We start from the raw sequence: 24,980 nt of genomic DNA, 5'->3' as shown, positions 1-24,980 counted from the left end.
CCCTGAAGCCTATTCGATAATAGCTGAATCTAATGATAGGTAAATTAAAAAAACGCCTTGGGAAAAGGCGGTCTTTCATGGGCTATCATGTATGTTTCCCGTATGAATGGAATTTAAACATCTGCCGGAAGCATGGAAATCCTCGATTTCAATGAAAAAATCAGGGGATGAGCTCCGTAGAGCAGCGTCCCCTGATTTGTATGGTGCGGTACAGGTTGATCGGTGGGATTCATTATTACCAGCCTGGTTTACACTTCCACTGTCCTGTGTGCCGAACGGTTGTTTCTCAACTGTACTGCCTCTTCATAAGCATTCTTATCGCTGATGATTGTAAGGCCTGCCGCCTTGGCGTTTTCCAATGCGTCTTCCGCATCCCCCGGGTTGTCGACCCAGATGATTTTAGCTTGTTTATTGATGAACTGGTCGACGGCTGTTTGTGAAAGCTGTTTCCCGTCAGCCAGGATGGCATCGACTGCCTCAATATCTTCGCCGAGGTCGGAAGCATCGTTGACAGCTATTACCTCAAAACCGAGATTTTTCAATTTGCTGCTGGATGGGTGATCGCCTAGTGCAACAATCACTTTTTTGCGTACAGCGCCGCCGCTCCGGTCAAATGGGGAAGCGAGCAGCCACTTGACAGCATTCTGTTCATTGGAATCATGCAATCCCTGTTCGCCGGTAGCTTTGGAAATGGCCTGGTCCAGATCTGCCAGTACATCCTGCGGCGATTCAATGCCGACGGAGAGGCGTACCAATTCTTCTGTTACCCCGCTCTTCTGCAGATCTTCCGCTGTCAGCTGCTGGTGCGTGGTGGAGGCAGGATGGATGATCAGCGACTTGGCATCCCCTACATTTGCCACGTGGGACCAGAGTTCTACATTATCAATAAGTGTCCTTCCTGCATCTCTGCCGCCCTTTATACCGAATGTGATCACCGAGCCATAGCCAAATGCAAAGTACTTCTTCGCCAGCTCATGTGATGGATGGGATTTTAGGCCTGGGAAGCTGACCCATTCAACAGCAGGATGCTTCTCCAGATAGGAGGCTACTTCTTCTGCATTCTTTGTATGGCGTTCAATGCGCAGATGCAGGGTCTCCAATCCTTGCAAAAGAAGGAAAGCATTCTGCGGGCTTAAGGAAGCACCGATATCGCGCAGGAGCTGCACACGCAGTTTGGTGATGAAAGCGGCAGGGCCCAAGTTTTTATACTGAAGGCCGGCATAGCTTTCATCCGGTTCTGTAAATCCAGGGAATCGTTCGTTGTCCCAATTGAAGCGTCCGCCGTCGACAACAACCCCGCCGATAGTCGTGCCGTGGCCGCCAATCCATTTGGTTGCTGAATGGACGACGATATCGGCTCCCCATGTAAGCGGCTTGGCTACGTATGGAGTGGCAAATGTATTATCAATGATCAGCGGGATCTCATGCTCATGCGCAATTTCGGCAACCTTCTCAACATCGAATACATACAGGCTTGGGTTGGTGATGATTTCTCCAAATACGGCTTTCGTCTTCTTCGTGATGGCGGCGCGAATTGCTTCCGGATCGGTTCCATCTACAAATTTTACATCGATGCCGTAGCGTGGCAGGGTGTTGGCAAACAGATTGTATGTACCGCCGTAAAGATTGCTGTCGGCGACAATTTCATCGCCTGAGCTGGCCAGATTGAGGATCGATAAAGTAATCGCAGCCATCCCGGAAGACGTAGCTACCGCACCGACACCGTCCTCCAGCTGGGCCATCCGCTGCTCAAAGGCGTCTACGGTCGGATTCATAATCCGGCTGTAGATGTTGCCCGGTTCTGCCAGGCCGAAAAGATTCTGCGCATGTTCGGTATCACGGAAAACATAAGAAGTAGTCTGATAGATCGGAACCGCACGGGAACCTGTTGCAGGATCAGGCTGCTGTCCTCCATGTAGTAATACGGTTTCCGGGTTGAATGAATGAAATTGAGACATAAATAATTCCTCCTTGGTTTTGAGTTAACTGATGGTTACCATTCCCGAAGATGGAGGAAGGAGATAAAAAAGCCCTCTTCCTAAGAAGAGGGCTGTGGTTATCGACCGGTCCTCCTCTTATCTTCCAGATCGGATATGGATCTGTAGGATGTAGCACCTTTAAAGGCAAGTTGTACACTCGCTTTACGGTTGCCGGGCTTCGCGGGGCCTATTCCCTCCACCACTCGTGATAAGAGATATTAATCTTACTAAATTACTAAACATTATAGACTTTAATTTACAGTCATGTCAATAGATTTAGAAAATTAATTGTGAGATGATGCTTTAGTTAGCGGGAGGGGCGCGTGAAAATATCGCCCGGACGTTCGGGGAATCAGCAGGAGAGCGGAGATATCGCTCGGACGTACGGGGAATCAGCAGGAGCGTGAAAATATCGCCCGGACGTTCGAGATACCTCACTCGTGCGACCCCCATCTGAATCGGAGCAATAAAAAGATCGCTCTTTTTATTTAGGTAATGGACTCTGGGACCTTTTCGTCCGAAGATTCCTTCTGTAGGTGGACGCCATGTAGATGATCAGTGCAGTCCAAATCAAGAGGAAGGCTACGAGATGTGCCTGGGTAAATGGCTCTTGATAGAGGAATACACCTAACAGCAGCATGAGTGTCGGTGCGATATACTGCAAAAATCCCACCATAGCTAGCGGAATCTGCTTGGCTCCACTGGCAAACAGCAGCAGGGGAATGGCGGTGACGGCTCCACTACCGACTAGGACAAGGTTTGTTGCTGATAAAGGTTCTGCCCAGGTAAAAGAATTGTCCGTGATGAGAGATAGATAGATAAGGGCGATCGGTGTGACGATCAGCGTTTCGATGGTCAGCCCCGCCATAGTGCTTACCCGGACCATTTTTTTCAGCAGGCCATAAAAGGCAAAGGTGAACGCGAGAATCAGAGATACCCATGGGAATACACCGTAACTGACGGTGAGGTAGAGAACGCCCGCGGCTGCCAAGATGAAAGAAAGCAGCTGGCTGCCGGTAAAGCGTTCCTTCAAAACGATGACGCCAAGCAGGATGCTGACCAGCGGATTGATATAATAACCGAGACTGGCCTGGATGACATGGTCGCTGTTGACTGCCCAAATGAATGTGAGCCAGTTGAGGCTGATAAGGACGGAAGCGGCTGTGATCCCCCAAAACTGCCTTTTGTGTTGGATAATGGACTTGGCCTCCTGGAGAATGGTATGCCGTTTTCCGGTAAGCATGATCACAGCAGCCATAAATACGAAGGCCCAGATAATGCGGTGGGCAAGGACCTGGCCTGCAGGCACGTGATCTGCCAATTTCCAGTAAATCGGCAGGAAGCCCCATAAGAAATAGGCTCCCGTCGCATACAGGATTCCAAGCTTTTCCTGGTTGTCTTTCATGGTAAGACTCCTCTCTATGTAAAAACTCCCTCTGCGCAGGGAGCTGCTTTCTTTTTACTGCCTGCTGAGACAGGTGGATTCATGGTACGACGAGCAAATAAGACAAGTTTAGGAGCAAATATAAATAAAAGCAATAGGCAAGATTGAATAATTTATAGAAAACGCTTTCAAAAATCAGATTTCCAGAATAGAATAGTAGTAGATATGTTTTTCAAAACTAGCCCGGGGGGTTCCGTGATGGCAGATAAAACGAACAGGTTCGAGACAGAAGTGATTCATGAAGGATATGACTCCAAAGAAATGCTGGGCAGTCTTTCGGTCCCGTTGTTCCAGACTTCGACATATACCTTTGATACGGCAGAACAGGGGGAACGGCGTTTTTCCGGAGAGGAGGAGGGATTTGTCTATTCGAGGCTTGGAAATCCAACGGTTGCCGTATTGGAGGAGCGTATTGCCGCACTGGAAAAAGCGGAGCGGGGGCTGGCATTTGCCACTGGCATGGCGGCGGTCTCTGCGGTGCTTGTCTCATTGACAAAGGCGAATGATCATATTCTTTGTTCCTCCGGCCTGTATGGTTGCACATTTGGCCTGCTGACGATGCTCGAGGAAAAGTATAATATCCAGCATGATTTTTCTGAAATGGATACCAAGGAGGAGATCCGTTCACAGATTCGGCCCGAAACGGTGGCTGTGTATGTGGAAACACCGGTCAATCCGACGATGAAGCTGATTGATTTACAGATGGTGGCAGAGGTGGCCGGAGAATTCAATATCCCTGTCATCGTGGACAATACCTTCTCCTCGCCCTATCTGCAGCGGCCCTTGGAGCTTGGCTGTGATGTGGTGGTTCACAGTGCGACCAAATATATCGGCGGCCATGGGGATGTCGTTGCAGGACTGGTGGCTGGCAAGAAGGATTTTCTTGATGAGATGGCGATGACGACACGGAAGGATATGGGAGGTATGATGTCACCATTTGATGCCTGGCTGCTGTTGCGCGGCCTTAAAACATTGCCGATTCGCATGGATCGCCATTGTGATAATGCAGAGAAAGTCTTTGCGAAGCTGAAGGGCCATCCCAAAGTGAGCCGAATCTATTATCCGGGGGATGAAGAGCATCAAGATCACCATATTGCAAAAAGGCAGATGAAGCGGGGCGGTGGACTGGTTTCTTTTGAGATCGAAGGGACAAAGGCAGATGCCCAGCGGTTTCTCAATAACCTCCAGTTTATCAAAATTGCCGTCAGTCTCGGCGATGCGGAATCATTGATTCAACATCCGGCTACCATGACCCATGCCGTGGTGCCGGAAACAGCAAGGAAACAGATGGGTATCACCGATTCACTGCTACGCTTATCCGTCGGCTTGGAGAATTGGGAAGATATCTGGGATGATCTAGTGCAGGCGCTGAATCGGCTGTGAGCTTGGCATTTGAAGGGAAGGAAGCTGCTCTAGACAAATGTTACTGCTTATGCTTGGAATGCTTGATAGTGGCCCGCATCAAGTTCATGGGAAGGAAACTAGACTGGATAGCCGCTGAATAAGCTAAAAACAGGAGGGATTAAAGGCTGGTATTGCCGCCAATCAAGGCGGCAATACCTCGCTCCATGTGAGATGCATAATTGCCATGCACGATCTAGAAAACGCCTCACCACTAGGTGGCCAGGCGTTTTTTCACTTATTCTTTTGGATTCCTTACTCTGAACGGGCGCATCATATCATGATCTTCATGTTCCAGTATATGGCAGTGCCAGACATAGTCACCGGTAAATGGTTCAAATTTGGCAATCACGCGGGTTATCTGTCCGGAAGGGGCTGCAATGGTGTCTTTCCATCCCCGTTCATTAGGCTGGGGAGGCACAGGCGGGCCTGTGAACTGGAGCGTGCCATCCTCATTGTATCGGTCCAGGTCGAACGGCTGGCGGTCGAGGACTTGAAACTGGATAAGGTGAATGTGGATGGGGTGCGGGAAATTGGTAAGGTTTCTGATCGCCCATATCTCCGTATCTCCAAGTCCTGGCTTTTCTGTGATCGGGTCTTCCCATTTCCTGCCGTCCAGCAGGAGTAGGGGCCTGCCGAATTTATCCTCCTCGCCAGACAGGCTTAGGTTCCGGATGGTCTTGATATTGTTCTGGTCCTTCAGGGAAGGAATGGTGGACAGGTACGCAGGGATTCTGCTGGTATCCTTGCCGGAAAGCGGCAGGCTGACCCTCCACTCCAATACTTCATCGGTTTCATCCTCTGGGTCGGCATCTGGCCCCAGGTCATTTCGAAGGATGATGCGGCTGTCCTTGTATCCAGTGAAGTCGATGATAACATCCATTCTTTCAGAAGGTGCGATCGACAGTACCTCTTGTTTTACTGTTTTTTGAAGGAAGCCCCCATCAGATCCGATTTGATAGAATGGCTGGCCGGAATCAAGCGAGAGCCTGTATGTCCGTGTATTGGATGCATTTAGGATCCGGAAGCGGTATTTGCGCGGCTCCACCTCCTGATAGGGCCACACTTTTCCATTTACAAGAATGGTATCCCCATTAAAGGCAGGAACAATGGAAGGGTCAGGCAAATGATCTCCCGCATCATCCGGCTGCCGTGGATAGGAAAGGGAGCCGTCTTCCTCAAAAGAACGGTCTGTTATTATCAATGGTATTTCGTAGTTGCCGGATGGAAGGTTCATGTCCTTTTCTTTCTTCCCCCTGATCACATACATGCCAGCCAGGCCGGCATAGACGTTTAGCCGCGTGATGCCCATGGCATGGTCGTGGTACCAGAGGGTCGTGGGACGCTGTCTGTTCGGATATTCATAGATTTCCCGTTCAAAAAAAGGACCGGTCTGGCGGAATCCCCGTGTGAACCATGCTTCCGGGTAGCCGTCACTATCCGGTCTTGTTACACTGCCATGAAGGTGGGTGACTGTCCTTACCTCCGGATGGTGTGCTACATCATGAATTGAGCGGTCAACTGGCAGCAGATGACGGTCTGGCAGGTTGTTTATCCACTTTACCTGGACTTTCTCCCCTTCTTCTGCTTCAATGGTCGGGCCTGGGAATTCTCCGTTATATCCCCATAATCTGGTCGGCCGAAGATCCCGATGCAGTTTCTGATGGAATTCTCTCATCTCTACCTCGTAATATGTTCCGTCTTTATTCCGGCTTACCGGCTTAAGTTTATCCATGGTCGGCAGCCGGTCTACAAACTTCTGTAGCCGCATGTAATCATCTCCTGCATTATTAGGCTGTACTACAGTAAATGATGAGAGAGGGTGGAAAGGGAGGGCGTTTTGCCCAAATTATCAACTTTAACATTCCGTCAGGGTCAGGGGAAGGACCGGGGTCTGTTCTTCCGGCTTTAGCCAGGTGTTTTCCAAAGAGGAATTGAGGGTAAGGTTCCATACTCCGCCTAGCTGTAATATAATGATGCAAAGCTTTTTTATGCTATATTATCAATAGAGATAGGGGAAGATTAGGGAGAGAGATGGAGTAGAGGGGGGAAGCATATGGAAATTATGACGATGTTGTTAGGACTTACTTTTTTTCTTAATATCGGATTGGCCGCATCCATTGTCTTTCTGGAAAGGAAAGATGCTACGTCTGCATGGGCTTGGCTGATGGTGCTCATGTTTATCCCCATAGCAGGTTTCATTCTCTACCTGATATTCGGGAAGCCGATTTCCAACCGCCAGATCTTCTCGTGGGATACGAAAAGCAAGCTAGGGGTGAAAACGGCTGTACAGGCACAGCTGCGTGCGTTGGAAGATGGAACACTGAAGTTCATGCATCCGGAAATCGAGGAGTATAAATCCCTGTTATATCTCCATTTGCGGAATGATGATGCCATCTTCACCCAGAATAATGCGGTGGAGGTTTTTACGGACGGCGAGAAGAAATTTTCTTCCCTCATCCAGGACCTGCAGCGGGCGAAGGATCATATTCACCTGCAGTATTATATCCTCCGTAATGATGCGCTCGGCAACCGTATTGCAGAAGTGTTGATCAAAAAAGCCAATGAAGGTGTACAGGTCCGGCTGCTGTATGATGATATGGGATCGCGTCTCTTGAAAAGGAAATACATAAAGCGGTTGAAGAATGCTGGGGTTGAGGTGGAATCCTTTTTCCCGTCCATGTTCAATGTCAATTTGAAGATCAATTACCGGAATCACCGGAAGTTGGCGATTCTTGACGGGAAGACCGGCTATATTGGCGGGTTCAATATCGGTGATGAATATCTGGGTAAAAGTAAAAAGTTTGGCTATTGGCGGGATACCCATCTGCGCGTGACCGGAGATGCGGTTGAAAACATGCAGACACGATTCATTTTGGACTGGAACCAGGCCTCGCATCATGACATTCTTTATGAGAACCGTTACTATAATGCATCGCCAAGCGGAGACGTAGGTGCTCAGATTGTTTCCAGCGGCCCGGATTCAGATTGGGAACAGATCAAGAATGGCTATATTAAGATGATTCTCTCCGCGAAGGAGTATATCTATATCCAAACCCCATACTTCATACCGGATGAGAGTCTGAGGGATGCCCTCCGCATTGCGGTGCTGTCCGGGGTGGATGTGAAAATAATGATCCCCAATAAACCTGACCATCCATTTGTCTATTGGGCCACCTTATCGCACACTGGCGATCTGTTGAAGGCGGGAGCCGATATATATATCTACCAGAATGGCTTCCTGCATGCGAAGACGATTATAGTGGATGGAAAAATAGCCTCCGTCGGCACGGCGAACATTGATGTACGCAGCTTCCGGCTGAACTTTGAGGTGAATGCTTTTCTATATGATAAGAACATTACCGAGCGTCTTCTGGAATCATTTGAAGAGGATATCAGACTGTCCACACAGATGACCAAGAAGCTGTACGAGAAGCGATCTCTGGGGATCAGGTTCAAGGAGTCTGTCTCCCGTCTGCTTTCCCCTGTACTTTAAGATGACAGAAAGAAATTTGGAGGAACAAACACATGAAAAGTAAACCATGCAGAGAATCATTTGTAGTAAAGACATCCCATGTACTCCCGCCGGATACGAATAATTTCGGCACCTTGTTCGGAGGAAAGCTGATGGCGCATATCGATGATGTAGCAGCAATAGCCGCGGTCCGGCATGCCAGAAATCCAGTTGTCACCGCCTCTACGGATTCGGTCGACTTCCTGGCGCCAGTGAACCTCGGACATTCGATTTGCCTGGAGGCCTTTGTGACATGGACACGTCAAACATCCATGGAGGTGTTCGTTAAAGCAGTCACGGAAGATCTCCTGTCCGGTGAACGCAAAGTATGCACGACGGCTTTTTTAACCTTTGTTGCGGTGGACGATGACGGAAGGCTGGTGGAGGTCCCGGAGGTATACCCTGAAACGGAGATGGAGAAAAAACTCCATGCCAATGCACCCATCCGGGCGGACCAGCGGAAGGAACGCAGAAAGCAGTCCAAGGAATTTGCGGAAGAATTCGGCACGGCTTTTCCATGGGATAGAGCATAAGGGAGAAGGCTTTGCCCGGGAAGGGAAACTCCTCCCCTGGCAGCCATTGTTGAGCACGGACGGTTAGCAGCCGGGCTGTCCGGGTAAAGGTAAGTTAAAAAATGTTCTAACGTGAGAGGGGAAATAATTATCATGGCTTTCTTAGAATCAGTCATCGGCATTGTCAATGATTTTCTTTGGTCGGGAGTACTGATTGTCGCGCTTATTGGTTTAGGTTTATATTTTACGATCAGGACAGGCTTTGTCCAGTTCCGAAATCTCCCGGATATGCTTAGGGTGGTATTCGACAAGCGTATGGTTCAGGCATCTGGAAAGAAAGGAACCTCTTCCTTCCAGGCGTTTGCCATCAGTGCCGCTTCCAGAGTAGGCACCGGAAACCTTGCAGGTGTAGCATCAGCGGTGGCGCTTGGAGGGCCGGGCGCTGTCTTCTGGATGTGGCTGATTGCGCTGCTTGGTGCTGCGTCAGGATTTGTGGAGAGTACACTGGCACAGGTATATAAAGTCCCGGAGAAAAATCAATACCGCGGCGGGCCCGCCTACTATATGGAGAAGGGCTTGAACAACCGAGTGCTTGCGGTCATCTTTGCTGTAACCATTACATTCACCTATGGACTTGTCTTTAATTCGGTACAGTCCAACACGATCAGCTTGGCGTTTGCCGGACAGTATGATGTGGAACCCGGCCTGATAGCAGCTATATTGGTCGTGCTGACAGCATTGGTTATATTCGGCGGATTACACAGTATTGCGAACGTCACGCAGATCATTGTCCCGGTCGTCGCTATTCTTTATATTGGTATTGCTTTATTTGTTTTATTGATTAATATTACGGAAGTACCGGCGATGGTTTCCCTGATTGTTGCCAATGCATTCGGCATCAGAGAAGTGGCAGGCGGCGGCTTTGGCGCTGCCATTATGATGGGGATCAAGCGAGGGCTCTTTTCCAATGAAGCCGGAATGGGAAGTGCGCCGAATGCTGCTGCAACAGCTGAAGTCACACATCCAGTCAAGCAGGGGTTTGTCCAAGCATTGGGTGTATTCTTTGATACCATACTCATTTGCAGTGCCACGGCCTTTATTATTATTGCTGCGGGAAACTATGCAGGCAGTGAAGTAGACGGGATCCAGCTGACACAGAGCGCCTTTAACTTCCATATCGGCGACTGGGCCGGCGGTTTTATCGCTTTTGCCATTTTCTTGTTTGCTTACAGTTCTATCTTAGGAAACTATTATTACGGAGAAAGCAATATTGCCTATATCCGAGAGTCCAGCCTCGGTTTATTCATCTATCGGATTGCCGTTCTTCTCATGGTCGTATTCGGAGCAATAGCTACATTCGACCTCGTCTGGGCATTGGCCGATTTGACGATGGCTATTATGGCCTTGATCAATCTGTATGCAATTACCAGGCTGTTTCGGATTGTCAAGCCGGTATTGGAGGACTACCGCCGGCAACGGAAGGCTGGTAAGGATCCAGTGTTCTACCGTGATGTTCTAGAGAACCAGGAGGGAATTGTCTACTGGGGACGTGAACAACAATCCAATGAAAAGCAATAAAGGAACAAAAAAGCCGGAAAGCTCTATGATTACAAGCTTTCCGGCTTTTTAAAAAGGAATAAAAAAAGAGGCTGTTATGACAGTCCTCCTGGGTACTTTATACATTTTGTTCGTCTGTTTGCACTTCTTCCTGAGTAATATGGGTTTCGGCCCAATCCTGGATATCCCTGATGACAGGTTCCAGAGCCTTTCCTTTATCAGAAAGAGAATATTCTATACGGACAGGGAATTCGGAGTAGATGGTCCGTTCCACAATTCCTTCTTTCTCGAGCATTTTCAGTCGGTCGGAGAGCAAACGTCCGCTGATGGGAAGATCTGCCTCCATCTCGGAGAATCGCTTGGTGCCTTTCAGCAGGTCGAATAAAATAAGGCCGACCCAGCGAGTGCTTAAGAGGCCCATGGCTTTTTCAAAACGGGGACATAGTTTTTCCATGATTTCACCTCACTCTGTACATGGTATCCATTCGGCTTACATCTATACTGACTGAACTGTAGTTACTTATTATAACTGTCCATCTATAGTAACATATTCGCTCAAGAACGTAAACTTTCGGGTAAAAAGTACTACCTGATGGATTACTTTGGAAAATTGTTATCGATTGTGAAATAATGACGTTACAAACTCAACTTTCTGGAGGTAGAATTATGGTAAGCCAGCAGACACAGGAGAAATATGCTGAATTAGCATTACGTACTGGAGTCAATTTGCAGAAAAACCAGGCACTGATGATCAATGCACCGATAGAGGGGGCGGACTTTACTAGAATCGTGGCTCGGAAGGCCTATGAAATGGGAGCGAAAAATGTGCATATCAATTGGGTGGATGATGAACTGGCCCTGTTGAAATATGAAAATGCCCCGGATGAGGTCATTGCCAGCTTTCCGGAATGGAAGGTACAGCTCCATGACAGTTTTGCGGAAGATGGAGCGGCCGTGCTGAATATCCGTTCCACCAACCCTGATCTGCTCAAGGATATCGATCCAGAGCGTGTAGCCAAAGCGAATAAAGCAGCAGCAGAGGCAATGAAGAATTTCCGCAAGTACACCATGAACGATAAGATTCCATGGTCCATCATCTCCATCCCGACCGGTGACTGGGCACAGAAAATCTTTCCGGATAAATCAAGGGAGGATGCCATCGAAAGTCTATGGGATGCAATCGTGAAGATTGTCCGTGTCGACCAGGAGGACCCGATTGCCGCATGGAAATCCCATAATGAGACACTTCGAACAGCCCGTGAAGTACTGAATGAAAAGAAATATAAAAAGCTGATTTTCAAGGCTCCGGGGACCGATTTGGAGTTGGAGCTGCCTGAAGGCCATATTTGGAAGGGTGGATCCGCAGAAGCCGAAACAGGGGTGACGTTCAATCCGAACATGCCGACAGAAGAAGTCTTCTCCCTGCCGCATAAATATGGGGTGAATGGTACGGTTTCCAGCACCAAGCCGCTAAATTACGGGGGAAGCCTGATTGATAACTTCAGCCTGACCTTTAAGGATGGGAAAGTAGTCGATTTCAAAGCAGAGCAAGGTGAAGAGACGCTCAGGCATCTGCTTGATTCGGATGAAGGAGCCAAGCGTCTGGGAGAAGTCGCCCTTGTGCCGGATGAATCACCAGTTTCCCAGTCTGGGCTGATTTTCTACAATACTTTATTTGATGAGAATGCCTCTTGCCATATCGCGCTAGGAAAAGCTTATCCTACCAATGTAGAAGGGGGAGCAGGCATGAATGATGAACAGCTCGATCAACATGGCATCAATGACAGCCTGACCCATGTTGATTTCATGATCGGTTCGAATCAATTGGACATCGACGGTATCAAGGCAGATGGAACCGAAGAAGCAGTATTCCGTAAAGGAACCTGGGCACTTGACGTAAAAGGAAATTAAGGTAGCTACACCGCCATGCCCTGGATAGGGGCATGGCGTTTTATATGGGGGAAGGAGCGGGCTGCGATATCGGCGGTGGCTCAGGAGATATCCAGCACGCATGGGATATCGGCCGGAGCGGAGCCTTATCGGCATCAGGCACGGGATATCCCTCGGAGAGAAAATATATCGGCATCACGCGGTGGGTATCGGCCGGAGCGGGGCCTTATCGGCACCAGGCCGGGAAATCGCTCGGACAGAAAATATATCGGCATCACGCGGTGAATATCGGCCGGAGCAGGGCTCTATCGGCAGCACGCACGAGAAATCGGCCGTATGCTTTACCAGGAGAGGAGGCTAACCATTTATGCTTATTTGTTCATGATGCTTGTGGTGGTTTTCTATGCAGGTAATATCCTGATGGGAAAAGCGCTGAACGAGTTGCCGCCTATTACAATCGCGTTTTTTCGTTTATTGGTGGCAGTGGTGGTTCTGCTGCCGCTCGGCTTGAAAGGGGCGTGGCAGTACCGGGGAACATTTTTCGCTTATAGGAAGCCATTCCTTTTGATGACGGTTACCGGAATCACCTTTTTTAACACCTTCATTTACTGGGCATTGAATTATACTACCGCCACAAAGGTTTCGGTTTTGGAGACGGCCATCCCGGTAGTGACGGTACTGTTAAGTGCTGTCATATTGAAGGAAAAGCTGTATGGTCTGCAGTGGATCGGTGTGGTGCTGTCCTTTTTTGGCGCCGTTTGGGTAGTTCTGGATGGGAATGTTTCTGTTGCTGGTGGTATGGGGTGGAACGCAGGGGACGCAATCATGCTGGCAGCTGTTGTTTCGTGGGCTGTCTATTCCATCTGTGTCAAGCAGTATATGCATCACTTTCCCGCGTATGGAGCCCTGTTTGTCATGAGTGCTGTTTCTTTAGGCGTATTATTTCCTCTCATGCTGGCAGAATGGATGATAACAGGTATTCCTGTGTTCGAATGGAGGCAGATTGGCGGCCTGTTGTACTTAGGGATATTCCCCTCGTTTATCGCCCTTATTTTGTATAATCATGCAGTAGGGGAGCTGGGGCCTTCTAGGGCATCTGTGTTCCTGAACTTCCTGCCGGTAGTGACCATGGCAGGGGCCTATTTGTGGCTTGGGGAAGAAATCACATCGGCCCAGCTGGCTGGGGCAATACTGGTGATGATGGGCGTTATGCTGACATCCAGGGCAGGCAGCAGGAGATTAAACAGGAAAACGAGAAAGGTATAGGGGGAATGATGTATTGGCAGAAAAAATCTAGCTATTGAATCTGGGTCCCGAAAAGAAAGGCGCACGCATTTCCGCTAAGAACGATGAAATAGTAAAAGAAACGATAATGGAAGTGATTGGAGAGCGAGGGCAGATCACTTTCAAATGGAAGCTGTAACAGGCAGGCTGAAGGGAAACTTTAAAGGCTCGCCGTCCTGGCATTGTACAGCTGTCAAACTGGACTTGGAAGCCCGGGGCATCATCCAGCGGGTGAACAGCGGCAGCCCGCAGATATTGCATTGGTGCAAAATAGTGAGTAGTAGAAGGAGGAGACGGTATGGCGACAATAGAGGATTTTGGCAAATTGGATGTACGTATTGGGACGATAATCAAGGCGGAACCATTTCCTGAGGCCCGTAAACCGGCCATCAAGTTGGAAATAGATTTTGGGGAGCTTGGAGTAAAGCAGTCCTCCGCCCAAATAACCAATAGGTATGTACCAGATCAGCTGATTGGCCGTCAGGTGGCGGCAGTGGTAAATTTTCCGCCAATGCGCGTGGCAGGCTTCAAATCAGAGGTGCTTGTGCTTGGAGGTACGCCTGAAGAAGGTGATGTCGTGCTGCTCCGGCCGGATGAGCGGGTGAAGAATGGTACGCCGGTCAGCTGAAAAAACGCCATGTCCAAAATGGAGGACATGGCGTTTGCATGTGGGCTGTAATGATGAGGCCATAAGCCTGTATATCCATTACATAAGATTGTTCTTCACCAGGACGGCTTTTATCTTTGTATAATCATATCCCTCGGGAAGTGCCTCTTTCAGCGGCTTCAGCTTCGGCTCGTCCACTTCTTCTTTTGTTGCGAGGATGCGGGCTTCCTCTTCCTCAGTGAAAAAGATTTCCCAAGCAATGGGGTAGCCCTCTTTGAATGCCTTGAACAGGTGTACTTCTACGGTCTGTGGCGATAACTCGCGAATGGCGGCAATGTCCTTTAAGGATTTGCCGGACTGGAACATTTGATAGCTTCCCAAGTGGCTAGGGCGGTCATCCTCTGTTTTCTTTTGCGGCCGTTTTGGCTGTGGAGCGTCCGAGATCCGGATCTTCCTCTTCACGTCAGGGTTTTGCTCGCGCCATTCCTGGATGCATGTGAGGAACTCCTGTCCATATTGTTCAAACTTCTTCTCACCCACCCCTTTAATGTCCAGCATATCCTCCTCGGTAATCGGGAAGTAGCGGCTCAGTTCTTTCAATGTAGCATCGGAGAAGAGGACATATGGCGGTACATCCCGTTCATCAGCCAGCTTCTTCCGTAAATTTCGCAGGGACAGGAACAGGTCTTCCTGGTAATCTGCTTCGTCACTGGATGGAATCGGTGCGGTGAACATCTCCACCTTCCTATTTCCCTTCAGCACATCGACCGAGTTGCGATTCAGTTTTAGAATCGGAAAGCGCCCTTCTTCTGTATCGAGAAGCTGCTCAGCGATCAGGAAATGGATCCATTCCGTAAGTTCCCGTTCGGTATAGGCGGAGAGGATGCCATAGGTGGTGAGGGATTTTAGGCCGAATTCCTTCAGTTTTTTGTCCCCAGAGCCCTTCAGCACTTTGGCGGTCATCCCCACGCCGAATCGTTCCCCCATCCGTTTGACACAGGAAAGAATCATTTGTGCTTCCGTGGTAAGATCGGTTTTCTCCTGCCGCTCCACACAGTTGCTGCAGCGCCCGCATGTTTCCCTGGATGCATCGTCATGGAAGTAATCCAGAATGAAGGAGGTAAGGCAGCCGTGGGTATGGCAGTAATTGATCATCGCCTGGAGCTTCCGGTATTCCAGTTGCTTAGCCTCATCTTCCATCATCGACTGTTCAATCAGGAATTTCTGCAGCTGGATGTCCTGCGGGGAAAACAGCAGGATACAGTCACTCGGCTCACCGTCCCGCCCTGCCCGGCCAGCCTCCTGGTAGTAGGACTCGATATTCATTGGCATCGCATAGTGGATGACGTACCTTACATTGGATTTGTCGATGCCCATGCCAAATGCATTGGTGGCAATCATCACAGGCTTTTCATCATGGATAAAGGCAGTCTGCGCTTCCTTTCTTTCCTCTTCAGACAAGCCGCCATGGTATTTGGCCACAGGCACGCCCCTGCTGGATAGCTGGGCATATAGGCTGTCCGTCTGCTTGCGGGTGGCCGCATAGATGATCCCGGATTCCTCCGGGTGCTCTTCAAGAAAGGAGCGGATATAACTGCTTCGATCCCTCCCCTTTATCAAATGGAAGGACAGGTTTTCTCGCTCGAAACCGGTGTTCACCACGTGGTCCATCCGGAGCAGACTCTGAATGTCCCCGATGACCTCCTCTGTTGCCGTTGCGGTAAGCGCAACGAAGACAGGAATATTGGATAGCTGTTTCAGGTTGCTGATGATCGACCGGTAGCTCGGACGGAAGTCATGCCCCCATTGGGATATGCAGTGTGCCTCGTCAAAGGCGACCAGGGAAAGGGGAATATTCCGGATGACCTGAACAAACCGGCCGGATTCAAACCTCTCTGGTGCCACATAGACAAACTTGTATTCACCTGCAGCGATGCCTGCGAGTGTATCCTGCTGCTCAGCGGCAGTCAGGGAGCTGTTTATGTAGGCAGCGGGTATTCCTAGCGAATTCAACGAATCTACCTGGTCCTTCATCAAGGAGATTAGCGGGGATATGATGATGGCGGTTCCGTTGCGGGAGAGGCCGGGAATCTGGTAGCACAGGGACTTCCCGCCACCTGTAGGCATGACAGCCAGTGTGTTTTCCAGTTTGAGGATATGTTCGATGGTCTCCTTTTGGCCAGGGCGGAAAGTTTCATAGCCAAAATACGTTTTCAGGATTTCTTCTTCTTTTACAAGCATCGGCGCTGGCCCTCCTTTTTACTAGATTAATCCTAACATATTTTTCTTTTTAAACGGATAGATTGGGAGAATTTTTGGATGGGGAAGGGGGTGAGTTGTTCAATCACAAGGATAGCCACGTTCAGCTTGCATCTATACTTTAATGGAAAATTTGTGAGCGGGCAATAGATCGATCAACCCGCTCACAATAATTTAAATAAACATTTCCCGGAATCTTGTTTAGTGGAGACAACCAGCTTCGGAAACATACTTCGCTTTCCACGGGCGGCTGATGAGCCTCCGAGTGCTATCGCACTTCGGTGTCTCATCTAGGCCTCTCCTCCCGTAGGAGTCTGCGTATGTTTCCTCCGCTAATATAGTGGATTGTATGCCTTCCTTAGTTAAACAGTTTAATTCACCAACCTTATTTTCATCTAGCAAATCGGTCCGGTGTGCTTTCTTCTTTGCCGGAAAGGAAGAAGCCGGCAAGGCCGCCGATGACTGCAGGGAGCAGCCAGCCAAGGCCAATGCTGAAGAATGGCAGTAACTGCAGAATTCGGCCAACTTGGTCAAGTTCGAGGCCGAATGCCGTCAGCCCGTCATAAAGGCTGATGATGGCTGTCAACAAAATGGCTCCGCGGTAGACGCCTCGTCTGCCGCCGAACAGCTTGTCCATGAATGTCAGCAGAATCAATACGATGGCAATCGGATAGATGAACGTCAGTACCGGCACAGATATACTGATAATCGTCTCAAGCCCTTGATTGGCAATAAGGAAGCTGGCAAGTGTCACAATGGAGATGATCCATTTATACGATAATGGAGTGACTTTGACGAAAAACTGCCCGGAGGCGACAACCAGCCCGACAGATGTGGTAAAGCAGGCCAGAGCGACGATTACACCAAGGAGCAGGGTTCCGAAGCTTCCAAAAATCATGTCGGCCGCATGGGAAAGGATATTGCCGCCGTTAGTAAAAGAGCCATGCAATGCCATCTTGGAACCGATCCAGCCGAGGACGCTATAGACCAATATTAAGCCGATTCCCGCGACAATCCCAGCTTTCAAGGTGGCCGATACCAACTGCTTCGGTGAGTCATACCCCCGATCTTTAAAAGCATTGACAACAATTATTCCAAAGGCAAGGGCAGCAATGGCATCCATCGTGAGATATCCTTCAAGGAATCCTGTGAACAACGGAGTGCTCCCATAATCTCCTTTAGGTGATGCGGCCGGATTGTCGAAGAGCAGCAATGCCCCTATGCTCAAGCCGACAATAGCAATAAGCAGGATAGGGGTCAGGTACTGCCCGATTCTGTCCACCATTCGGGAGGGGTTCAAGCTGACTAGATAGACAAGGCTGAAGAAAACTACGGTAAAAATGATTAATGGCGTGTTGGAAGCTCCCTCGGTAAAGGGATGCACACTCATTTCATAACCGACGGTAGCTGCTCTGGGAATGCCAAAGAAGGCACCGATGGCCAGATAGACCGTAGAGGTGAACAATAGGCCGAACAGGGGATGTACCCGGTCAGCCAGTTCCCTCGCGTCATTCTTTACAAAGGAAATAGCAGTAACCGCCAGAATCGGCAGGCCGACACCAGTAAGGATGAAACCGGTAATGGCCGGCCAGTAGGCAGTACCGGCTTCCATGCCGAGTACCGGTGGATAGATCAAATTGCCGGCGCCGAAGAAAAGGGCGAACAGCATGAAACCAATAGTAAATATATCTTTTCTCATCAAAGAGAAACTCCCTTCCGTATTTTTCATTATAATCAGACAATAATGCGCATAGGACCGCTATGCGATTTTTTTCAAACAAGAATTAATCCTAACAATGCCTTTGATGTCTGTCAATAATTAATTTAAATTGGGTGAAAAATAAGATCATACCCATTATTGCTGATAAGGATAAATTTGTTTACATCCCACTTCATCACCTATAGAATATCTGTTATATAAACTGGGAAATGGAGGGTTATTCATGGTACCTTCGCTTTTATTTGAGGTTATGCTCGTACTTCTCCTCGGGATCGGCTCTCAATGGGTTGCATGGCGGTATCGGCTGCCGGCCATTGTCATCATGGCTGCAACCGGCCTGCTTGCAGGGCCGATACTCGGGATCATCCATCCAGAGGAGAATTTTGGAGCTTTATATAGTCCGATTATTTCGGTGGCAGTAGCAATTATTCTTTTTGAGGGGAGTTTGAACCTCAGCTTCAAAGAATTGAGAGGGCTTGGGAAACCGATTTTCCGTATTTCTACGGTCGGCGCATTTATTGCCTGGATCCTCGGTTCTTTGACGGCCCACTATATCGCCGGGCTGTCCTGGGCGGTGGCATTTGTTATCGGCGGGCTGTTCATCGTGACAGGCCCGACAGTAATCATGCCACTGCTCCGCCAGTCCAAACTGAAACCTAGACCAGCAAAAGTATTAAAATGGGAAGGTATCATTGTAGACCCTATCGGTGCATTGCTGGCGGTATTCGCGTTTGAAATCATTACCTTCATGACGGCAGAAAATCCGGATGGAACTTTGCTGGTACTCTTCTTTGCCGCTTCGATATTTGCCGCTATCTTCGGCTGGCTTTGCGGGAAGGGGATCGGCTGGATGTTCGAAACCGGCCATATTCCTGAATTCCTGAAGTCTCCAGCTGTTTTTGTGGTAGTTATCTTGTGTTTCACCGTCGCAGATGAAATCATGCATGAAACCGGGCTGCTTTCCGTGACTGCAATGGGTATCACCCTTGCCAATATGGGGATAAGCTCGATATCCGATATGCGTCATTTTAAGGAAAATGTGTCCGTGTTGCTGATTTCAGCGATATTCATTATGCTGACAGCTTCATTGGAAAGGGAGACCCTCTATCAGATCTTCAGTCCGAACATTATCGGATATGTATTGCTGATGATGTTCATTGTCCGCCCATTATCCATCTTCCTGTCGACCATAGGAACGGAAATGACCTTTAGGGAAAAGGCGCTGGTAGGCTGGATCGCACCAAGGGGAATTGTTGCCCTGACGGTTTCCGGATATTTCGCCACAGTGCTGATGGCTTCCGGCTATGAGGATGCGGATCTTCTGACAGCCCTCACCTTTGCTTTAGTAATCTTCACGGTTGTCGCACATGGATTCTCCATCAGTTGGCTGGCAAAGAAATTGGGACTGTCCATGGAGGGTACACCAGGTGTGTTGATTGTTGGCAGCAATCAATTTACCGTCCGTCTGGCCAATTCCCTACAGACATCCGATGTTCCGGTGTTGATTGTCGATTCTTCCTGGGAAAGGCTTCGGCTTGCCAGAAAAGCGGGGATTCCTTTCTATCATGGAAGCATGCTGTCGGAACAGACCGAATACAATCTCGACACAATGCCATATGACTATCTGATTGCGGCAACAGATGACAATGCATATAATGCACTAATCTGTACTACATTTATTCCGGAATACGGGCGGATGAATGTATTCAAAGTAAGTCCATACAGACCGTATGAAGATGGATCGAGTGCGATGGTTTCCAAAGTCGGTGGACGGATTCTGTTCGATAAAAAGTTCCCGATGGAGATTCTCAATGACAAGTTGAATGAAGGATATGTATTCCGCAAGACGACATTGCGAGAGAGATTCACCTATCAGGATTATCTCAAGGAGAAGGATGAAGCAACTGTATTTCTCTATCTGCTTCGGCCGTCCGGAATGCTGAAATTCTATTCGGAAGAGATGCGGACTGTGCCGACGATCGGCGATACCATCATCAGCCTGACACCGCCGAACAAAGAAAAAGCGAAAATCCAAGCAAAGCTGGAAAACCAGCGGGCTAACAGCAACAATAATAATCAAAACAAATAAGAAGCGTGAAGCCGATTGGCTTCACGCTTCTTATTTGTTGCTAAGGACTGCTGATTAACAATGGCAGGTCCAATCGCAGGGACCGGATGTACTTACCTTTACATTTAGCGAACCGGACGGGCATCGGCGTCTCCCTTTATGGCGTCGCTGACTGGGTCCAAATGCTATTGTTCTTATTCCATATCTTCTAGTTGCCGGTTCACTTCTGCTATTTCCCCTTCCAGCCGGATCAGCTGCCCTTCGGCGGAGGAAACTCTTCCTTTCACGTACTCCAGTTTATCCAGATCACTCTGTATCCGGACATAATCGGATTTAAGTTCCGCCAGTTTAGCCTCAAGTTCCTTTTTAGAAATTGTCATATCCATTCCCCTCTCTATCTATCAGTTTAGCCGATGGGATGTAGACAGGACAAGGGGTTAGGAAGTATTAGATCAAGGCATCTTTCTCGTTCTTCCTGCTTTCCGTATAGGTTTGATAAAAATGTACAATAATTGTCTTGGCCACTGCATAGAATGGTACGGCGAACACAATTCCGATGAACCCGGCAATGCTTCCAGCAGCCAGGATGACGGTGATAATGGTCAATGGATGAAGGTCCAATGCCTGACCCATGACATTCGGCGAAATCAGATTGCTTTCAATCTGCTGGGCAACCAGCATGATGATTGACACCCAAATAAGATTCATCGGGTCCTGGATGCCCCCGACGATCAATGCGGGCACAACAGCAATATATGGCCCGATGAAAGGTATAACATTCATCATCAGCCCGAATAGGGACAAGGTCAGCGCATAATCAAGGCCGATGATCAAATAGCCGATAAACAGCATGATTCCGACGAAAAGGCTGACAATCAGCTGGCCCTGGATAAAGGCAGAAAGTACATGATCGATTTTTTCCAGAAGGCTGCGCAGGTTTTTCGCCTTCTTTGGGGTGAAAAACTGGGTGAGGAACGGAACCAGTTTATAGTCATCCTTCAGCATGAAGAAAAGGAAAAACGGAACCAGGACAAGCCCCGCAATGATGGTGAACAACTGGCCAAGGAATCCTCCGACCACGCTCACCAAGTTATTCAGGCTGTTTTCGATGATAGTCGGCAGATTGTTTGTAAAGTCATTGATGGCATTCAGCACAGGTGCCGGCAGCAAGGAATAGTTATCTTGCCAGTAATCGATGAAATCCTCCACGGACCTCACCATTCCTGGAATGGCTTCCAACAGGTTGGCCACCTGCCTCTGGGCAATCGGCCAGATATACAGGATAAATAAAGTCACTAGCAGGATAATCAGGAGGTACACTAGAATAATAGATACGACCCGGTTGATTTTTAACCTCTCGAAGAAATGCATTACCGGTTTGGACAGATAGAAAAGCAGACCTGCCCCAATGACTGGGAATGCGACTGCACCAATCAACTGGACCACTGGCGTGAAAATGAAGTCGGTGATGGAAACCAGCCAGATCAAGAGGAACAGCATAATCAGAAATGTCATAACATGGAACCATTTTTTATGTATCAATACAATCACTACCTCGTCGTAAGATTTCGATGGCTGACATGGATTCAGGGGGCGGAGATCCGTACCCGCTGATGGAAGTTTCTCTTATTATCTATCATACCTCAAGTACTGCATTTAGAGAAACTCTTAGTAATATAACCTATTTAGCAAGCGCTTAAACTGGTGCATAGAATATTGGGTGGAAGTGTGTTAAAATCTGAACATATATATGTAATGGGGGATATGATGATGTCAAATTGGGAAGCAGTCTATGAAAAATGGAATACATACGAAAATCTTGATCCTTCTTTAAAGAAAGAACTCGCGGATATACAGAATGATGAAGCAGCTTTGGAGGATGCTTTTTACCAGGAGTTGACCTTCGGGACAGGCGGGATGCGCGGAATCCTCGGTCCGGGAACGAACCGAATGAATATCTATACGGTGCGTAAAGCCGCCAATGGGCTTGCCAACCACCTGCTTGCCAACCGTGTCAATGTGCGGGACCGTGGTGTGGCCGTGGCCTATGACTGCCGGTATATGTCAAGGGAATTTGCTGTTGAAACAGCCAAAGTGTTAGGATCCTATGGCATCAGAGCCTATGTGTTCAAGTCCTTGAGGCCGACGCCGCTATTGTCTTTCACTGTCCGCCATCTAGGTGCCGTAGCAGGTGTCATGATCACAGCCAGCCACAACCCTCCGGAATATAATGGCTTTAAGGTGTATAACGAGGACGGGGGACAGATTACACCCGGGGAAGCAGATGAGATCATCGAACAAATCCGCCGGACGGAAAATGAGCTGACAGTCCCATATCTGGAGCAGGACGAGCTGGAGGAAGAAGAGCTGATAAACTGGGTTGGCGAAGAAGTGGACCATGCATACTTGGAGAGGCTGAAACAAATCACCAAGCTGGAGGAAGAAGAGCAGGAGCGCAAGAAGGAAATGGGGATTGTTTTCACCCCCTTGCACGGAACCGCTCATGACCTCGTATTGAAAGGGCTGGACCAGCTTAATTTCACCAATGTAGGCGTGGTCAAGGAACAGGCAGAGCCAGATCCGGAATTTTCCACGGTGAAATCCCCTAACCCGGAAGAACATCAAGCATTCACCATGGCGATCGAACAAGGGCAGGAGAGCAATGCGGCCATACTGCTTGGAACTGACCCGGATGCAGATCGCCTCGGTGTAGCCGTAAAGGATAAAGCAGGGGAGTATCAGGTTCTCACCGGAAACCAGCTGGGCTCCTTGATGCTTGATTATCTCCTTACCCATACGGATGAGCATGTATTGAAGACAGCACGACTGGTGAAAACGGTCGTCACTACGGAGCTTGGCCGGTCCATTGCCGATTCCTACGGAGCCAAGACGATTGATACACTGACAGGATTCAAATACATTGGGGAGAAAATCCATGAGTTTGACTCCAGCGGGGAGACATTCATCTTTGGTTTTGAAGAAAGCTATGGCTACTTGATCTCCAGTTTTGCGAGAGACAAGGATGCTGTCCAAGCAGCCGTAATGGCCTGTGAAATGGCATATTATTGGGATAAACAGGGAAAAACATTACTGGAAGCACTGGATGATATCTATGAAAAACATGGATATTACCTAGAAGGCATGTCCTCTTTAACGCTAAAAGGGAAGGAAGGCTCAGAAATGATCGCCTCCATTATGGAAGCGGTCCGCAACAAGCCATTTGAGGAAATTGGAGGCTTCTCTGTCAAGCAGACTGAGGATTATCTGGCAGGTGAACGGACACTTGTAGAAGAGGGGCGGAAAGAGGAAATCTCCCTGCCTAGAGAAAATATGCTGAAGTTCATCCTCGATGAAGATGCCTGGGTATGTCTTCGCCCGTCCGGAACCGAGCCGAAGATCAAGTACTATTATGGCGTTTGTGGAAGCAGCAAGGAAGACAGCCGGAATAAATTGAATGATATCAAGCAGGCACTGGATGAGGCGGTCGGCCAGATAACCCGGTCTTAATCCCGAGTGGCGATTGACAGTCATTATTTAATAGATACACAGACATTCCCTAAGGGAGCGCAGTACAGTATAAGTCGTAATGACGAGTGAATATCCCCGGCTTATAGTGGCAACGTACGTTGTTTGCGAGAACTTTATCGAAAAATGACTTTTGCCTGTCGGCGAAAGTCATTTTTTACAGATAAGAAATCGTCAGGTGCGGAGGGGTATCGGCAGCTGGAGCGTGAAATCAGCCGGAACAGAGATGAATCAGCAGCACGCCCTGGATATCATCTGAAAAGAGTACCACTTAAGGAGGATTCCAATGACTGTGAAAACGAAAAGAATCTATGATGGTTATGAAAGGGATGATGGCGTGCGAGTGTTGGTGGACCGGGTTTGGCCGCGGGGCGTGTCCAAGGAGGATGCGAAGCTGGATCATTGGTTAAAGGAAGTTGCTCCTTCGAAGGATTTGCGGAAATGGTTTAGCCATGATCCAGAGAAATTCCCAGAATTCCGTAGAAAGTATCAGCAGGAGTTGAACCACGGGGAACAGCTTAGGGCCTGGGAAGAATTGAAGAGCATGGCAAAAGGAGCAGGATGTGACATTGCTATATGCCGCTAAGGATACGGAGCATAATCAAGCGGTCGTACTGAAGGAAATGCTGGAGGGCAAGTAGCGGGGGACAGCGGCTGCCGCTGTCGCTTATTTGCTTTAACCAATCCCTGCCAATAGGTTAAAATAGTATCAAGAGGTGATAGACATGGCAGAACATCATTTTCATTTGAAAGCAGACTGGCCGGGCGGCAGGAACAGCGACGGTTATATGGAAGCAGGCAATCTGAAAACAAAGATTTCCATTCCCCCTGAGATGGACGGGCCCGGGGTTGGCACCAATCCCGATGAAATGCTGCTGGGAGCGGCTGCCACCTGCTATATCATAACCCTTGCGGCGATGATTGAGCGGGCGGACTTGCCGCTGGATGAAATGTCCCTGGAATCAGAGGGAATCATTGATGTAACAAATGGTGTGTTTACGTATAAGAAAATCATCCATCGTCCCACGGTTTCCCTGAAAAGCAATGCCGACAGCAATCAGCATGAAAAGTTGAAAAAGCTTGTCGAAAAAGCAGAGAAAAGCTGCATGATTTCCCGGGCAATAAAGGGAAATGTCGAAATGGAGCTGGAACCGGCTCTAAGTTAATGAATGTACTCCTCCGCGCGGGGGAGTTTTTTTATTATTGTAAGTGGCCGGTAT

The 24,980-nt window shown here is 48.7% G+C and carries 20 protein-coding genes, 1 pseudogene and 1 riboswitch; of the genes and pseudogenes, 13 read left to right on the top strand and 8 right to left on the bottom strand.

Annotated features, from left to right (window positions below; translation table 11 throughout):
- Positions 1-248 precede the first annotated feature (248 nt).
- Both ACFODW_RS11615 and rarD read right to left on the bottom strand, forming a co-directional pair.
- A complete protein-coding gene (locus ACFODW_RS11615) occupies positions 249-1,958 on the bottom strand; it encodes a PLP-dependent aspartate aminotransferase family protein (RefSeq protein WP_390306582.1) in 1,710 nt (569 codons plus the stop codon).
- Between the two features lie 114 nt (positions 1,959-2,072).
- Positions 2,073-2,194, bottom strand: a riboswitch (SAM riboswitch).
- A gap of 269 nt (positions 2,195-2,463) precedes the next feature.
- On the bottom strand, positions 2,464-3,384 hold the full coding sequence (rarD, locus tag ACFODW_RS11610) for an EamA family transporter RarD (RefSeq protein ID WP_390306580.1): 921 nt from the start codon (positions 3,382-3,384) through the stop codon (positions 2,464-2,466).
- A 237-nt stretch (positions 3,385-3,621) separates the two neighbouring features.
- Here rarD and megL point away from each other — a divergent pair, with 237 nt between their 5' ends.
- Entirely contained in the window at positions 3,622-4,806 is a 1,185-nt protein-coding gene (megL, locus tag ACFODW_RS11605; RefSeq protein ID WP_390306578.1) for a methionine gamma-lyase, read from the top strand.
- 256 nt (positions 4,807-5,062) lie between these two features.
- On the opposite strand, the gene ACFODW_RS11600 is transcribed toward megL, so the two are convergent.
- A complete protein-coding gene (locus ACFODW_RS11600; RefSeq protein WP_390306576.1) occupies positions 5,063-6,595 on the bottom strand; it encodes a multicopper oxidase family protein in 1,533 nt (510 codons plus the stop codon).
- A gap of 285 nt (positions 6,596-6,880) precedes the next feature.
- Between ACFODW_RS11600 and cls the strand changes: the two genes are divergently transcribed.
- The 3 genes from cls (at position 6,881) to ACFODW_RS11585 (ending at position 10,428) form a co-directional block, all read left to right on the top strand.
- The gene (gene cls, locus ACFODW_RS11595) at positions 6,881-8,320 is read left to right on the top strand and encodes a cardiolipin synthase (protein ID WP_390306574.1); all 1,440 of its coding nucleotides are present in this window, start codon (positions 6,881-6,883) and stop codon (positions 8,318-8,320) included.
- A 32-nt stretch (positions 8,321-8,352) separates the two neighbouring features.
- Entirely contained in the window at positions 8,353-8,871 is a 519-nt protein-coding gene (locus ACFODW_RS11590; RefSeq protein ID WP_390306572.1) for an acyl-CoA thioesterase, read from the top strand.
- A 132-nt stretch (positions 8,872-9,003) separates the two neighbouring features.
- Positions 9,004-10,428: an alanine/glycine:cation symporter family protein gene (locus tag ACFODW_RS11585; protein ID WP_390306570.1), complete on the top strand. Its 1,425-nt coding sequence runs from the start codon at positions 9,004-9,006 to the stop codon at positions 10,426-10,428.
- 97 nt (positions 10,429-10,525) lie between these two features.
- Here ACFODW_RS11585 and ACFODW_RS11580 read toward each other — a convergent pair whose 3' ends face one another.
- Complete coding sequence (locus tag ACFODW_RS11580) at positions 10,526-10,861, bottom strand: winged helix-turn-helix transcriptional regulator (RefSeq protein WP_390306568.1); 336 nt, start codon at positions 10,859-10,861, stop codon at positions 10,526-10,528.
- A gap of 212 nt (positions 10,862-11,073) precedes the next feature.
- Between ACFODW_RS11580 and ACFODW_RS11575 the strand changes: the two genes are divergently transcribed.
- From ACFODW_RS11575 to csaA, 5 genes are all read left to right on the top strand, one after another.
- On the top strand, positions 11,074-12,318 hold the full coding sequence (locus tag ACFODW_RS11575; RefSeq protein WP_390306566.1) for an aminopeptidase: 1,245 nt from the start codon (positions 11,074-11,076) through the stop codon (positions 12,316-12,318).
- Positions 12,319-12,418: 100 nt separating this feature from the next.
- Positions 12,419-12,658: a hypothetical protein gene (locus ACFODW_RS11570; RefSeq protein WP_390306564.1), complete on the top strand. Its 240-nt coding sequence runs from the start codon at positions 12,419-12,421 to the stop codon at positions 12,656-12,658.
- Positions 12,634-13,563 carry a DMT family transporter gene (locus ACFODW_RS11565; protein WP_390306562.1) on the top strand — a complete coding sequence of 310 codons (930 nt, stop codon included), beginning with the start codon at positions 12,634-12,636 and terminating at the stop codon, positions 13,561-13,563. Before ACFODW_RS11570 ends, ACFODW_RS11565 begins: the two co-directional genes overlap by 25 nt.
- A 144-nt stretch (positions 13,564-13,707) precedes the next feature.
- Positions 13,708-13,953 carry a DUF6958 family protein gene (locus tag ACFODW_RS11560; protein ID WP_390306559.1) on the top strand — a complete coding sequence of 82 codons (246 nt, stop codon included), beginning with the start codon at positions 13,708-13,710 and terminating at the stop codon, positions 13,951-13,953.
- A complete protein-coding gene (gene csaA / locus ACFODW_RS11555; RefSeq protein WP_390306557.1) occupies positions 13,880-14,209 on the top strand; it encodes a chaperone CsaA in 330 nt (109 codons plus the stop codon). The genes ACFODW_RS11560 and csaA overlap by 74 nt, the downstream gene beginning before the upstream one ends.
- A 78-nt stretch (positions 14,210-14,287) precedes the next feature.
- Here the strand turns inward: csaA and recQ are convergent, their stop codons facing one another.
- Together recQ and brnQ are read right to left on the bottom strand one after the other, a co-directional pair.
- Positions 14,288-16,429: a DNA helicase RecQ gene (gene recQ, locus ACFODW_RS11550; RefSeq protein WP_390306555.1), complete on the bottom strand. Its 2,142-nt coding sequence runs from the start codon at positions 16,427-16,429 to the stop codon at positions 14,288-14,290.
- 409 nt (positions 16,430-16,838) lie between these two features.
- A complete protein-coding gene (gene brnQ, locus ACFODW_RS11545; protein WP_390306553.1) occupies positions 16,839-18,146 on the bottom strand; it encodes a branched-chain amino acid transport system II carrier protein in 1,308 nt (435 codons plus the stop codon).
- Between the two features lie 244 nt (positions 18,147-18,390).
- On the opposite strand from brnQ, the gene ACFODW_RS11540 reads away from it, so the two are divergent.
- Positions 18,391-20,256, top strand: a complete 1,866-nt coding sequence (locus tag ACFODW_RS11540) for a cation:proton antiporter (protein WP_390306551.1) — start codon at positions 18,391-18,393, stop codon at positions 20,254-20,256.
- 173 nt (positions 20,257-20,429) lie between these two features.
- On the opposite strand, the gene ACFODW_RS11535 is transcribed toward ACFODW_RS11540, so the two are convergent.
- Together ACFODW_RS11535 and ACFODW_RS11530 are read right to left on the bottom strand one after the other, a co-directional pair.
- Complete coding sequence (locus tag ACFODW_RS11535) at positions 20,430-20,609, bottom strand: SE1832 family protein (protein ID WP_390306857.1); 180 nt, start codon at positions 20,607-20,609, stop codon at positions 20,430-20,432.
- A gap of 73 nt (positions 20,610-20,682) precedes the next feature.
- Positions 20,683-21,786: an AI-2E family transporter gene (locus ACFODW_RS11530; RefSeq protein WP_390306549.1), complete on the bottom strand. Its 1,104-nt coding sequence runs from the start codon at positions 21,784-21,786 to the stop codon at positions 20,683-20,685.
- Positions 21,787-22,005: 219 nt separating this feature from the next.
- On the opposite strand from ACFODW_RS11530, the gene ACFODW_RS11525 reads away from it, so the two are divergent.
- The 3 genes and pseudogenes from ACFODW_RS11525 (at position 22,006) to ACFODW_RS11515 (ending at position 24,926) form a co-directional block, all read left to right on the top strand.
- Positions 22,006-23,742 (top strand): phospho-sugar mutase, encoded by a 1,737-nt coding sequence (locus ACFODW_RS11525; RefSeq protein ID WP_390306547.1) that lies wholly within the window; start codon positions 22,006-22,008, stop codon positions 23,740-23,742.
- Positions 23,743-24,046: 304 nt separating this feature from the next.
- Positions 24,047-24,401 (top strand): annotated as a pseudogene (locus tag ACFODW_RS11520) (DUF488 domain-containing protein).
- A gap of 84 nt (positions 24,402-24,485) precedes the next feature.
- Positions 24,486-24,926: an OsmC family protein gene (locus ACFODW_RS11515; RefSeq protein ID WP_390306545.1), complete on the top strand. Its 441-nt coding sequence runs from the start codon at positions 24,486-24,488 to the stop codon at positions 24,924-24,926.
- Positions 24,927-24,980 lie beyond the last annotated feature (54 nt).

The organism is Virgibacillus sediminis (assembly GCF_042643265.1).
Lineage (GTDB): Bacteria > Bacillota > Bacilli > Bacillales > Amphibacillaceae > Virgibacillus_O > Virgibacillus_O sediminis.
Note: the sequence above shows the minus strand (reverse complement) of the source record. Positions and strands in the feature narration are given on the sequence as shown.